Source organism: Streptomyces sp. NPDC050422 (assembly GCF_044458665.1).
GTDB lineage: Bacteria > Actinomycetota > Actinomycetes > Streptomycetales > Streptomycetaceae > Streptomyces.
This window is the reverse complement of record NZ_JBITIE010000006.1, coordinates 77323-90186: the sequence shown is the minus strand read 5'-3', so window position 1 is coordinate 90186 and position 12864 is coordinate 77323. Positions and strand designations below refer to the sequence as shown.

The following is a 12864-nucleotide window of genomic DNA, read 5'->3' as shown; positions in this document are numbered from 1 at the left end:
CGCCGCGGAAGATCGCGGCGGCCGCCGCCGTCGCGATCAGTCGGCGGAGAGAGGCAGTGCGGTGGACAGCAGCAACAGTGCCGGACGGGCATTCATCGGGTCGTTCACCTCGGCGGGCGGACGCGGCATCACCGTCGCCGCCGTCGACGACGAGACCGGGGCGCTCACCGCCCTTGGGACGACCGACGCCGTACCCGATCCCTCCTTCCTCGCGCTCGGCCGGGGCACCGGCCCCGGCGGTGCGGTCCTCTACGCGGTGAGCGAGATGGAGAAGGGTGCGGCAGCCGCCCTCGACATCAGCCACGACGTTCCGCGGCCCCTCGGGGAGACCCGGCAGGTCGACGGCGACGGCCCCACCCATCTCGCACTCGCGGGGGGCCATGTGCTCACCGCCAACTACGGCTCCGGCAGCGTCACCGTGCTGTCCGTGCTCGCGGACGGCTCGCTCGGCGCGGCCGGCTGCGTACTCGCGCACGAGGGCAGCGGGCCGGTCACCGAACGCCAGGAGGGGCCGCACGCCCACCAGGTCCTCCCCGACCCCTTGGGGAGGTGGGTGCTCAGCGTCGACCTCGGCACCGATTCCGTACGGATCTGCGCGCTGGACCCGGCCACCGGGGAGCTGCGTCCGCACGGGGAGACGGCGCTGCGGCCCGGTACCGGGCCGCGCCATCTCGCGTTCCATCCCGCGGGCGGCCACGCCTATGTGCTGAACGAGCTGGAGCCCACCGTCACGGTGTGCCGGTGGGATTCCGCCGCCGGGGCCCTGGAGGCGGTCGGTGAGGCGCCCGTGCTGCCCACCGGGGCGAGCGGCGGATCCAACCCGGCGAGCTATCCGTCCGAGGTCGTCGTCGCACACGACGGCCGGTTCCTGTGGGTGGCCAATCGCGGGCACGACAGCATCTCCGTGCTCACCCTCGACGCCACGGGCGAGCAGGCGTCCCTGGTCACGACCGTGAGCTGTGGCGGACACTGGCCGCGCGACCTCGCCCTCGACCCCACCGGACGGCGGCTGTACGCCGCCAACGAACGGTCGGGGAACGTCAGCTGGTTCACCGTGGACCCGGAGACCGGAGTCCCGGCCCCGGAGGGGTCCCTGGAGGTCCCTGCTGCCTCCTGCGTGATCTTCGCCTGAGGAACGGCGAACGCCCCGGGGCCCGCGAACGGGTCCCGGGGCGTACGTGCGTCACGGACGGGCGGGGTGCGTCGTCCGTCCCGCTCCCGTGACGGACGACGCACCCGGCCTGCCGTACAGGTCAGTGGGCCTGTGCTCCCTGCGCCACCGCCGGAGCGATGCCGAGCGTGGTCGTGTACATCGACAGCACCAGCTTGCCGATCGCCGGGTACGCGCCGAGCGGCTCGGCGCTCGCGCAGCCGGCCTCCTTCACAGCGGCGTCCAGCAGCCCGTCGGCCACCTCGGGGCCCACCAGGTAGGGCGCCACTGCCAGCTGCAGCGAGCCGGAGCCCTTCAGCTGCTCGGCGATCGAGGCGACCGAGCCCTCGACGTCGAGCGCGGCCGCCATCACCGGCACCGCGAGCCGCGCGGCCAGCAGCATGCCGGTGATCCCCGCCGCCTGTACGGCTTCCTCGCCGCCCACGGTGGCCAGCACGATGCCGTCGGCGGCCGTGGCCACGGTGAACAGCCTGGCCCGGTCCGCGCGGGCGAGACCGGCCTCGGAGAGGCGCACGTGCAGTGCCTCGGCCAGCAGCGGGTGCGGGCCGAGCACATCGGTCAGCTCGGCCTGAGTCCGGCTGTCCTCGATCGCGAGGCGTATCCGCTGCACCAGCGTGCTGTCGGGCCCTGCGAGAAGCGGGACCACGACGGCGGCCGGGCCCTCGGGCTCGGCGACCTCACGGCCGGCGGCCTTCGCCTGCTCGAAGCGCGCGATGCGCTCGGCGGCGGCGTGGGCGAGAACGGAGGCGACGGTGGGGTACTCGGCGTCGTCGCCGTCGAGATAACCGATCAAGGCGTTCAGACCGGGAAGCTCGGAACGGGCGATGCTGATCACCTCTTCGGCCAGACTGCGGCTGGCCGAGGAGGGGGTACCGGGAACGGCGAGAACGAGCGCGGCAGCGCCCTCAGGTGCGACCACGGGCTCCGGGCGGCGGTGCCGTCCGGACTGGCGAGGTCGCGGCATTCGTACAGGCAGGCCGGAAGCGGGCCCAGTGGGGGTGCTCATGGCGCCGCATGCTACTGGTTTTGGGTACCCCGCTGCTCGGGGAGGGGCCGGTCGAGCGTCGTCTGTCCGCATTTATCCGATCAGTGGCTTACCGGCCGACTGCCCTGCTCTGTCGCCCCCGGGGTGGTACCGATTTCGGGAGAGGAACCGGTGACCCGCAGCAGTGTGGGGTGGAGCGGCAACCGCAGATCTCCCGTGGCGAGTGCCTGCGCGATGCGCAGCGAACCGATCAGCGGATCACCCGAACCGGGGACCGCCCGTGCGTGCGGCAGTTGTCGCGCCAGCTCCTCGCGCAGCGGTACGAGCAGCGGGTCGCCCATCCGGAACAAGCCGCCCGTCAACGCCACTTCGCACCCCCCGCCGTCCGCACCGGCCTTCGGGCACACCGCGGCGGCGGCCTCGGCGATGTGCCCGGCGGCGTCACGCAGGATGGCTTCGGCGACGGGATCGTGCGGCGCGCACGCGGCCACCTCGGGAGCGAACGAGGCAAGGACCGCGGGCCGGTCGGTACGCGGATAGAGCAGGCCGGGCAGGTCCGTCGCCGGACCGAACACCGCTTCCAGCCTGGCCAGCAGCGCCGGGGAGCCGCCCCGCCGTCCGTCATGGGCGCGCATCGCCGCGTCGAGTCCGGCCCGCCCGATCCAGGCGCCGCCCCCGCTGTCGCCCAGCAGATGCCCCCAGCCGTCGGCCCTGCGCCACTGCGTGAGATCCGTACCGAGCGCGATCAGCCCGGTGCCGGCGGCCACGACCGCGCCGGGCCGCTGCCCGACCGCCCCGGCGTACGCGGTCACCGCGTCGGCGGCGAGCGCCAGCTGTCGCAGCCCGAGCGCGTCCGCCAGGGCCGCTGGCAGTTCGGCGCGCAGCTGGTCGCCGAGCGTGGCCATCCCTGCCGCCCCGATCGCGACGGCGGCGATACGGTCGCCGCCGCCGTACCGGGCGAGCAGGTGCCGGACGGCGGGCAGCAACTGATCGAGGAGGTGGGCGGCGTCGATACCGCGGGGGCCGGTCCGCACCGGTTCGGCGCACGCCGACGTGCCCAGTGGCGCGTCCCCGCCCACCGTGCCCAGTGCCACCCTCAGGCCGGAACCGCCCGAGTCGACGCCGAGGACGTACTCTCCGGTCGCATGCCCGTGTGACTCCATGGAGCGGCTCCCGTAAGCGGTGGAATGACGGCGGCAGCCTACCTCCGGGCCTTTCGCGACGAGCCGCTGGTGTCGGCGACGCGCCTTCCGGGCCGGGCGTTCACCGCAGGTGGGGGAGGGGCGGGGCCACCCTCGTTACGCCGGTAGGGTGAGGCACGTGACAGCGCGACCGTTGAACGAAGTTGTGGAGCCCGGATGGGCTCAGGCGTTGGCCCCCGTGGCGGGACGCATCGCCGAGATGGGGGACTTCCTGCGGGCGGAGGTCGCGGCAGGCCGCACGTATCTGCCGTCGGGGGCGAACGTGCTGCGCGCGTTCCAGCAGCCGTTCGACGAGGTGCGCGTGCTGATCGTCGGTCAGGACCCCTACCCCACACCGGGGATGGCCATCGGGCTGAGCTTCGCGGTCGCACCCGAGGTACGTCAGCTTCCGGGCAGCCTGGAGAACATCTACCGCGAGCTGCACACGGACCTGGGGCTGCCCCGGCCGTCGAACGGCGATCTGACCGCGTGGACGCGCCAGGGCGTGCTGCTGCTGAACAGGGCGCTGACGACCGCACCCCGCAAGCCCGCCGCCCACCGCGGCAAGGGCTGGGAAGAGGTCACCGAGCAGGCCATCAGGGCGCTGGTCGCGCGGGGCACACCGCTGGTCTCCATCCTGTGGGGCCGCGACGCCCGCAACCTCCGGCCGTCGCTGGGGGACTTCCCGGCGATCGAGGCCGCCCATCCGTCCCCCATGTCGGCGGACCGCGGCTTCTTCGGGTCGCGCCCCTTCAGCAAGGCCAACGAACTCCTGGCCCGCCAGGGGGCGCAACCCGTGGACTGGCGCCTGCCGTAGCACAGATCGGGTCACCCGCCGATCGTGGCCGCCCGGACGCACAGGACGTCCGGCAGGTGCGAGGCGAGCTGCTGCCAGCTGTCCCCGTCGTCCGCGCTCGCGTACACCTCGCCGTTGCGGTTGCCGAAGTACACCCCGGCCGGATCGGCGTCGTCGGTACAGAGGGCGTCGCGCAGCACCGTGCCGTAGTGCGCGCCGTCGGGCAGCCCCGACGACAGGGGTTCCCAGCTGTTGCCCGCGTCGGTGGTCCGGAAGACGCGGCAGCGGTGCCCGGCCGGCACCCGGTCGGCGTCGGCGTTGATCGGGAAGAGGTACGCGGTGTCCGCGCGGTGCGGGTGCGCCGCCACCGCGAAGCCGAAGTCGGAGGGCAGGCCCGCGCCGATGTCCGTCCAGTGGCCCCCGGCGTCGTCGCTGCGGAACACACCCCAGTGGTTCTGGAGGTAGAGCCGGTCGGGATCGACGGCGTCCCGGCTGACCTTGTGGACGCACTGACCGAACTCCGGGTCCGGATCGGGCAGGAAGACCGCCGACACCCCCCGGTTGGCCGGGGCCCAGCTCTCGCCGCCGTCCGCCGTCCTGAACACCCCGGCAGTGGAGACGGCAACGGTGACCGACCGCGGGTCCCGCTCGTCGGTCAGCACCGTGTGCAGCCCCTCGCCGCCGCCGCCCGGCACCCACTTCGAGCGCGTCGGATGCTCCCAGAGCGGACGCACCAGCTCGAAGGACTCGCCCCTGTCCCGCGAGCGGAACAGCGCGGCCGGCTCGGTGCCCGCGTACACGACGTCGGGTGCCTCGGGGCCCGCCGGGTGCAGCTGCCAGACCCGCTCCAGCGACGTTCCGGTGAACTCAGGGAACTTCACGGCCGGTTGCTTCGGTTCGACCCAGCTCGAACCCAGGTCGTCGGAGTGGAAGACGGACGGGCCCCAGTGCGCGCTGTCACCGCCCACCAGCAGCCGGGGGACGTCCCCGCGCTTGTCGATGCCGATCGAGTAGATCGCCTGCGCGTTGAAGTGCGGTTCGTCGAACTCCCACGCGCCACCGCTCCTGCGGCCGATGAAGAGCCCCTTGCGGGTGCCGACGGTGAGCAGAACATCGGTCATGACCGAACCTCCCGAAACGCCGTTGTGCCGGATACGCGACAGTCTGCACCCGACCACTGACAGTGGCGCGCAGGACAGCTCCGGACACCGCCGCTTCCACGGCGGGTGACGGGTTTCGTGCGCCCGGAAGTCCTAGGGCCTCCCGCGGTCAGAGCCGGACGCCTGCGAGCGGGTCAGGAGGCGGGTCGTGCCCCCGTCGTCCTCGGGGATGTCGCGGACATGGCGGAAGCCGATCCGGCTCAGCAGGGCGAGCGACGCCTCATTGGCGGCGTCCACGGTCGCGTGCACCTCGGCCAGGCCCAGGGCGCCGAAGCCGTGGGCGACCAGCGCCTCGGCGATCTCGGTGCCCAGCCCCCGCCCCCACGCCGCGGGGGCCACGGCGTAGACGATCTCGTGGCCGTCCACGCCGGGGGTGGGGGACGGCTTGATCTCCGCGTGCGCGACCGCACGCCCGCCCTGCCGCACCACCCACACGCCGAACAGGTCCTGCGCGTACACCTTCGTGAAGATCCGCCCGAACAGCGCCCGGTCCTCGTCCTCCGCGGCCGGGCCGTCGCCCATCCAGCGTCCCACCCGGGCGTCCTGGAAGAGCGCCACGAAGTCCTCCTCGTCGGCGGGTGCGTACGGCTCCAGCAGCAAGCGCCGCGTGTGCAGGACGGGGGTCTTCATGCCGCGCGACGCTACCCACCGCCCGGCCGCGGTCGCAACGGACTTGATCAGCGGCCGGGCGCCGCCGTGCTGCTGCGTACCACCAGGTTGGTGGCCAGGTCGACGCGGGTGGTCGCGGGCTGCCGGCCGCGTCCGAGGTCGAGGACCAGCCGGGCCGCGGTCTCGGCCATCTCGATGAGCGGCTGGCGCACCGTGGTCAGCGGCGGCCCGATCCACCGGGTGAGCGGCAGGTCGTCGAACCCGACCACGCTGAGGTCCTCGGGGATGCGCAGCCCCAGCTCGCGCGCGGCCTCGTACACACCGAGCGCCTGCAGGTCGTTGCCGGCGAAGACGGCCGTCGGCCGGTCCGCCATGCGCAGCAGCTCCAGGCCCGCGGCGTAGCCCGCCTCGTGCTGGAACTCGCCCTCGCGGACCAGATCGGGGTCGATCGGCAGGCCCGCGGTCTCCAGGGCGGCACGGTAGCCGTCCACCCGGGCGCGGCTGCACATCATGCGCGACGGGCCGCTGACGACCCCGATCCTGCGGTGCCCGAGCGCGGTGAGGTGGCGGGTGGCGGCGAGCCCGCCCTGCCAGTTCGTCGTCCCGACCGACGGGACGTCGTCGCCGGGATCGCCGGCCGGGTCGACCACCGCGTACGGGATGCTGCGGCTGGTCAGCTGGGCACGCTGGGCGGCGGTGAGGTCCGACAGGACCAGGATCACCCCGACCGGCCTGCGGGCCAGGACGCCGTCCACCCAGGTCTGCCCGGGGGTGAGACGGCCCGCGCTCTCCGAGAGCACCAGGCTCAGGCCCTCCTCGCGCGCCACGTTCTCCACGCCGCGCACGACCTCCATGGCCCACGCGCTGTCCAGCTCGTGGAAGACCAGGTCGATCAGTTGCGACTGGGTCGTGGAGCCGCGTCTGCGGCGGTAGCCGTGGAGCAGCAGCAGCTCCTCGACCTTCGTACGCGTGCCGGGGGCGACATCGGCCCGCCCGTTCAGCACTTTCGAAACTGTCGGAGCCGAGACTCCGGCCGCTCGGGCGATTTCCGCCAGGGTGGCGGTGCCGTCCGACGACTCGCCGGCAGGCGCATTCTCCTGATGTGACTGGACGTTTGCGGGGCTCATGCAGGGAATCGTAACTGCCCGCCGCCGAGAGGGAGGGGTAGGCCCCCGACGAAAATTCTCCCGTCCGGACCTCTTGACTGGCCCGAAACGCGACCGTACCGTTCCGGCAACATTCGCAAGCAGGGCCGAAACATTCGACAGAGGTGCGGTCATGGGGTCGGGAATTTTCACTCGGAGTACGCGTACGGCGAGATGGACAGCGGCCGGTGCGGCCATGGTCATGGCGGGCGTGCTGGCGGGCTGCGGGTCGGGTGGCGACAGTGGCGGTGACGGCGGCGGAACCCTCACCGCGTACGTCTACGGCGACGACGCGGTCAAGGTCCAGGAGGCCGCGGTCAAGGAGTTCAACAAGACCTCGAAGGTCAAGGTCAAGCTGATCCCGGTACCGGGCACCGAGTACGTCAACAAGCTGCGCAGCGCCATGGGCTCACCCAGCGCTCCGGACATCTTCTACAACTGGGGCGCCGGCTCCATCAAGCCATATCGCGACGCCGGCCAGCTGGTCGACCTGACCTCGACCGTCAAGAACGACGCCACCCTCAAGGACGCCTTCCTCCCGTCCATCGTCGAGGCGGGCAGTCTCGGCGGAAAGATCTACGGGGTGCCGATGCGCGGCATGCAGCCCGTGATGCTCTTCTACAACAAGAAGCTCTTCGCCGAGAACAAGCTGGAGGCCCCCAAGACGTGGGAAGAGCTCCAGCACGTCATCAGCACGTTCAAGGCCAAGGGCATCACCCCCTTCGCGCTCGGCGGCCAGGAGAAGTGGCCCGAGCTGATGTGGATGGAGTACCTGCTCGACCGGATCGGCGGCCCCGAGGTGTTCAATAGGATCCAGAACGGCGACTCCGCCGCCTGGGGCGACCCCGCGGTCCTCAAGTCCGCCCAGACCGTCAAGGAACTGGTCGACGGCGGAGCCTTCGGCAAGAACTTCAACTCCGTCGACTACGGCAGCGGCGCCGCCCCCACCTTGCTCAGCAAGGGCAAGGCGGCCATGCACCTGATGGGCTCGTGGGAGTACTCGACCCAGCTCGGCAAGGCACCGGACTTCGCCAAGAAGGACCTCGGCTGGGCCAACTTCCCGACCGTGGCCGGCGGTGTCGGCGACCCGGCCAATGTGGTCGGCAACCCCACCAACTACTGGTCGATCAACTCCCGCACCAAGCACAAGGACGCGGCCATAGCCTTCCTCAAGACCATGGCGGCCAAGTCCTACGCCCAGGCCCTGGTCGACAACGGTGACGTACCGACCACGTCCAACGCCGCCTCCATGCTGAGCGGATCGCCCAACCCGACGTACGCGACCGACCAGTACAACATGGTCCAGAAGGCCCCGAGCTTCACGCTCTCGTGGGACCAGGCGCTGGAGTCGCGTATCGCCACCCCGCTGCTCACCGAGATCAGCAAGCTGTTCGCCGGCAAGTCCACGCCCGAGCAGTTCGTCGCCGCGATGAAGGCCGTCAAGTAACAATGTCCCACGTCTCTTCGTACAAAAAAGTGCGCGGAGGAAGGAAGGCGGCCGCCGGCAACGTCGGCCGCCCCTCGGTCGCCTGGGCCGTGCCCGGCATCGTCTTCTTCGCCCTCTTCGCGATCGTCCCGCTGGCGATCGCCGTCTATCTCTCGTTCTGCGAGTGGAACGGGCTGGACTCCCCGACACCTGTCGGCATGGACAACTGGACCCGGCTGTTCAAGGACCCGGAGTTCCGCCAGGCCGCCTGGCTGAGCCTGCTGCTCACCTCGGTCAGCTGGGTGTTCCAGACTCCCGTGGCGCTGCTTCTCGGCGTCTGGGCGGCGGGCAAGCAGCGCAGCCGGGCCGTGCTCTCCGCGGTCTTCTTCATTCCGCTGCTGCTCTCCACCACGGCCATCGCGATGCTCTTCCACGCGTTGCTCGACCCCAACTTCGGCGTGATCAAGACGATCGGGCCATGGTTCGGAATCGACCCGAACGTCATGGGTTCGTCCACCGGGGCACTGCTCACCGTGGCGTTCGTCGGCGGCTGGCAGTTCATGCCCTTCCACACCCTGATCTACCAGGGCGGCACCCGGCAGATCCCCCAGGTCCTGTACCAGGCGGCGGAGATCGACGGAGCGGGCATGTTCCGCCAGTTCTTCCACATCACGCTGCCGCAGCTGCGCCACACCATCACGACCTCATCGGTCCTGATGATCGTCGGCTCGCTGACCTACTTCGACACCGTGCTGATCATGACCCGGGGCGGCCCCGGCACGGACACCACCGTGCTCCCGTACCTCATGTACCGGACCGGTTTCCAGACCTACGACCTCGGCTACGCCGCGGCGATCGCAACGGCCCTGGTCGTGGTGGCCACCGCCCTGTCGCTGATCCTGGTCCGCTTCAGCGGCTTCGGGAACATGCGGTCCACCCGGGAAGGTATGTGACGAGATGTCAATCGACACCCGCCCCGTGGCACGCCCCGTGTCGCCCGTGCCCCGGAGCCGGCTCGCCGCCGCCCGGCGGCGCAGGAAGTGGGGCAACCCACTGGCCGGCCTGGGCTCACTTGTCTGGCTCCTGCTCGTCGTCGTCCCGCTCTACACGCTGATCTCCTCGTCGCTCATGCACCAGGACGAGGCGCTCAACGGCGACCCGCTGGCGATCCCGACCAACCCCACGCTCGACAACTACCGCACCGTGCTGGACAGCGGCTTCTCGGCGATGCTCAGCAATACGGCGATCGTCGCGGTGTCCACAGTGGCCATCGTCCTGGTGCTCGCGGTGCCCGTCGCCTATGTCGCGGTACGGACCCGCAGCCGGCTCTCCTCGCTCGCCTTCCGGACCTTCCTGCTCGGCGTCGCGATCCCCGCGCAGGCCGTGATCGTTCCGCTGTACCTGCTCATCAGCAAGATGGGTCTGTACGACAGCCTCCCGGCGATCATCCTGCCGACCGCGGCGTTCGCGATGCCGGTGGCGGTCCTGATCCTCAGCGGCACCATGCGTGATGTATCCGAGGAGATGTACGAGGCGATGGCGCTCGACGGCGCGTCGCCCCTGCGGATGCTGTGGCAGCTGGCGATCCCGATGTCCAAGGGCGGGATCAGCACGGTGGCCATCTACACGGCCCTCCAGGCGTGGAACGGCTTCCTGTTCCCGCTGATCCTGACCCAGTCGGAGGAGAACCGCGTGCTGACGCTGGGCCTCTTCAACTTCATGTCCCAGTTCGGGATGAACATCCCAGCCGTGCTGGCCGCGATCGTGCTCTCCGTCGTGCCGATCTTCGCCGTGTACCTCGTGGCACGGAAGGCACTGGTCAACGGACTGATGGGGGTGGGCGGCAAGTAGCGCCCCACGCCGCCCCGCACCACCGCACTCATGAGAGGAACCCCTGCCCCCATGGCAATGCCCGCTGTCCCGCACGCCCGCAGCACCGAAGCGGCCCCGACCGCCGACGGCCCCTGGCGCGACCCCTCCCTCACCCCGGAGGAGCGGGTGGCCGACCTGATCCCCCGGATGACCCTGGAGGAGAAGGCCGCCCAGCTGTACGGAATCTGGGTGGGCGCCGACGCCGAAGGCGACGGGGTCGCCCCGCACCAGAACGACATGGTCGACCCGGTGGACTGGGACGCCCTGACCACCCGCGGCCTCGGCCAGCTCACCCGGCCGTTCGGCACCGCCCCGGTCGACGCCGGAGTCGGGGCACTCGCCCTGGCCCGCGCCCAGGGCCGGATCGCCGAGGCCGGACGCTTCGGCATTCCGGCCCTCGCCCACGAGGAGTGCCTGGCCGGCTTCACGGCATGGGGCGCCACCGCCTACCCCGTACCGCTGTCGTGGGGCGCCGCCTGGAACCCGGACCTGGTCGCCGAGATGGCCCACCGGATCGGCGCCGACATGCGTGCTGTCGGCGTCCACCAGGGGCTGGCGCCCGTCCTGGACGTGGTGCGCGACCTGCGCTGGGGCCGGGTCGAGGAGACCATCGGCGAGGACCCCTATCTGGTGGCCACCATCGGCACCGCCTACGTCCGCGGACTGGAGTCCGCCGGAATCATCGCCACGCTCAAGCACTTCGCCGGATACGCGGCCTCCGCCGGCGCCCGCAACCTGGCGCCGGTACGGGCCGGGGCCCGTGAGATGGCGGACGTCATCCTGCCGCCCTTCGAGATGGCGCTGCTGGAGGGCGGGGCGCGTTCGGTGATGCACTCGTACGCCGAGATCGACGGCGTACCCGCGGCCGCCGACCCGGCCCTGCTCACCGGGCTCCTCCGGGACACCTGGGGATTCACCGGGACCGTCGTCGCCGACTACTTCGGCATCGGATTCCTGGAGACGCTGCACAAGGTCGCCGCCGACCGCGCCGACGCGGCCCGGCTCGCCCTGGGCGCCGGCGTCGACGTCGAACTGCCCACCGTCCGCAGTTACGGTGACGTCCTCGTCGCCGCCGTGCGGGACGGGGCGGTGGAGGAGTCGATCGTCGACCGGGCCCTGAGCCGCGTCCTGCTGCAGAAGTGCGAACTCGGGCTGCTCGACCCGGACTGGTCGCCGCTGCCGGCCGTGCTGAAGGGCGCGGACCCCGAGCAGGCGCGCGACACCGTCGACCTCGACCCCCCGGAGAACCGGGCTCTGGCCCGGGAGCTCGCCGAGCAGGCGTGTGTACTGCTGGCCAACCCCGGTGGCGCGCTGCCGCTGCGGGACGCCGGGCGGATCGCCGTGGTCGGACCGCGCGGCGACGACGCACTGGCCATGCTCGGCTGCTACTCATTCCCCAGCCACGTCGGGGTCTCGCACCCCGAGTTCGCGATGGGGATCGACGTGCCGACGGTGCTGGAGTCGCTGCGCGGGGAGTTCCCCGGCTCCGGTGTCGACTTCGCCGCAGGCTGTGAGGTGGACGGCACGGACACGTCCCGGATCGCGGAGGCAGTCCGGCTGGCCGGGGACGCCGATGTCTGCGTCGCCGTGCTCGGCGACCGGGCCGGTCTCTTCGGCCGCGGAACGTCCGGCGAGGGCTGCGACGCCACCGACCTCGCGTTGCCCGGCGTGCAGGGCGAGCTCCTCGACGCCCTGCTGGCCACCGGTACCCCGGTGGTCCTGGTGCTGCTGACGGGCCGCCCGTACGCGCTGGGACGGTGGGCGGACCGGACGGCAGCCGTCGTGCAGGCCTTCTTCCCGGGCGAGGAGGGCGGACCGGCGCTGGCCGGGGTGCTCTCGGGCCGGGTCAACCCCTCCGGCCGGCTGCCGGTGAGCGTCCCGCAGGGTGCGGGCGGTCAGCCGTGGACGTACCTGCAGCCGCCGCTGGGGCTGATGAGCGGGGTCAGCAACCTGGACCCGACACCGCTGTACGCCTTCGGGCACGGCCTGTCGTACACGACCTTCGACTGGGAGCAGGGCGATCCGGCCCCGGCCGAGATCCCCACCGACGGCTCCGCCGAGGTCGAGGTCACGGTCCGCAACACCGGCGAGCGCGAGGGCGCCGAAGTCGTGCAGCTCTACCTCCACGACCCGGTGGCCCAGACCACCCGGCCGCAGGTACGGCTGATCGGCTACGCCAGGGTGCCGCTCGCCGCGGGCGCGGCGGCCAGGGTCCGGTTCCGATTCCACGCGGACCTGGCGTCCTTCACCGGCATCGGCGGCCGTCGCATCGTCGAGCCCGGCGAGCTCGAGCTGCGGGTCGCCGCCTCCAGCGACGCGGCCGATGTCCGCCGGACGCTGCGGCTCCGGCTCACCGGCCCCGAGCGCATCGTCGACCACACGCGACGGCTCGTCTGCGGCACCTCGGTCGCGCCCGCCCCCGTACCGGAGCCTGCCGCGCACTGACCGGCACCGCCGCACCATCCCTTTCGTGAACCTCCCCTTTCTGCCCGACCGGCCTCTCCGCCGGCTGCGGGGAG

11 protein-coding genes are annotated in these 12864 nt (G+C 71.8%); 6 read left to right on the top strand and 5 right to left on the bottom strand.

Features of this window, described 5'->3' with window-relative positions:
* The first annotated feature begins 61 nt into the window (after positions 1–61).
* Positions 62–1132 (top strand): lactonase family protein, encoded by a 1071-nt coding sequence (locus ACIBJG_RS10330; RefSeq protein ID WP_399306514.1) that lies wholly within the window; start codon positions 62–64, stop codon positions 1130–1132.
* 121 nt (positions 1133–1253) lie between these two features.
* Here the strand turns inward: ACIBJG_RS10330 and ACIBJG_RS10325 are convergent, their stop codons facing one another.
* Positions 1254–2177 (bottom strand): sirohydrochlorin chelatase, encoded by a 924-nt coding sequence (locus ACIBJG_RS10325; RefSeq protein ID WP_399306512.1) that lies wholly within the window; start codon positions 2175–2177, stop codon positions 1254–1256.
* Between the two features lie 80 nt (positions 2178–2257).
* Positions 2258–3319 carry an N-acetylglucosamine kinase gene (locus tag ACIBJG_RS10320; RefSeq protein ID WP_399306509.1) on the bottom strand — a complete coding sequence of 354 codons (1062 nt, stop codon included), beginning with the start codon at positions 3317–3319 and terminating at the stop codon, positions 2258–2260.
* A gap of 157 nt (positions 3320–3476) precedes the next feature.
* On the opposite strand from ACIBJG_RS10320, the gene ACIBJG_RS10315 reads away from it, so the two are divergent.
* Complete coding sequence (locus tag ACIBJG_RS10315) at positions 3477–4154, top strand: uracil-DNA glycosylase (protein WP_399306506.1); 678 nt, start codon at positions 3477–3479, stop codon at positions 4152–4154.
* Between the two features lie 11 nt (positions 4155–4165).
* On the opposite strand, the gene ACIBJG_RS10310 is transcribed toward ACIBJG_RS10315, so the two are convergent.
* From ACIBJG_RS10310 to ACIBJG_RS10300, 3 genes are all read right to left on the bottom strand, one after another.
* On the bottom strand, positions 4166–5254 hold the full coding sequence (locus ACIBJG_RS10310; protein WP_399306504.1) for a WD40/YVTN/BNR-like repeat-containing protein: 1089 nt from the start codon (positions 5252–5254) through the stop codon (positions 4166–4168).
* 132 nt (positions 5255–5386) lie between these two features.
* Entirely contained in the window at positions 5387–5923 is a 537-nt protein-coding gene (locus ACIBJG_RS10305) for a GNAT family N-acetyltransferase (RefSeq protein ID WP_399306501.1), read from the bottom strand.
* Between the two features lie 47 nt (positions 5924–5970).
* The gene (locus ACIBJG_RS10300) at positions 5971–7029 is read right to left on the bottom strand and encodes a LacI family DNA-binding transcriptional regulator (protein ID WP_399306498.1); all 1059 of its coding nucleotides are present in this window, start codon (positions 7027–7029) and stop codon (positions 5971–5973) included.
* 214 nt (positions 7030–7243) lie between these two features.
* On the opposite strand from ACIBJG_RS10300, the gene ACIBJG_RS10295 reads away from it, so the two are divergent.
* From ACIBJG_RS10295 to ACIBJG_RS10280, 4 genes are read left to right on the top strand one after another with little or no spacing between them, the layout of a single operon-like run.
* The gene (locus ACIBJG_RS10295; RefSeq protein ID WP_399307193.1) at positions 7244–8494 is read left to right on the top strand and encodes an extracellular solute-binding protein; all 1251 of its coding nucleotides are present in this window, start codon (positions 7244–7246) and stop codon (positions 8492–8494) included.
* Positions 8495–8496: 2 nt separating this feature from the next.
* The gene (locus ACIBJG_RS10290) at positions 8497–9426 is read left to right on the top strand and encodes a carbohydrate ABC transporter permease (protein WP_399306495.1); all 930 of its coding nucleotides are present in this window, start codon (positions 8497–8499) and stop codon (positions 9424–9426) included.
* Between the two features lie 4 nt (positions 9427–9430).
* Positions 9431–10324, top strand: a complete 894-nt coding sequence (locus tag ACIBJG_RS10285) for a carbohydrate ABC transporter permease (protein ID WP_399306492.1) — start codon at positions 9431–9433, stop codon at positions 10322–10324.
* 51 nt (positions 10325–10375) lie between these two features.
* A complete protein-coding gene (locus ACIBJG_RS10280; protein ID WP_399306489.1) occupies positions 10376–12790 on the top strand; it encodes a glycoside hydrolase family 3 N-terminal domain-containing protein in 2415 nt (804 codons plus the stop codon).
* The last annotated feature ends 74 nt before the right edge of the window (positions 12791–12864 follow it).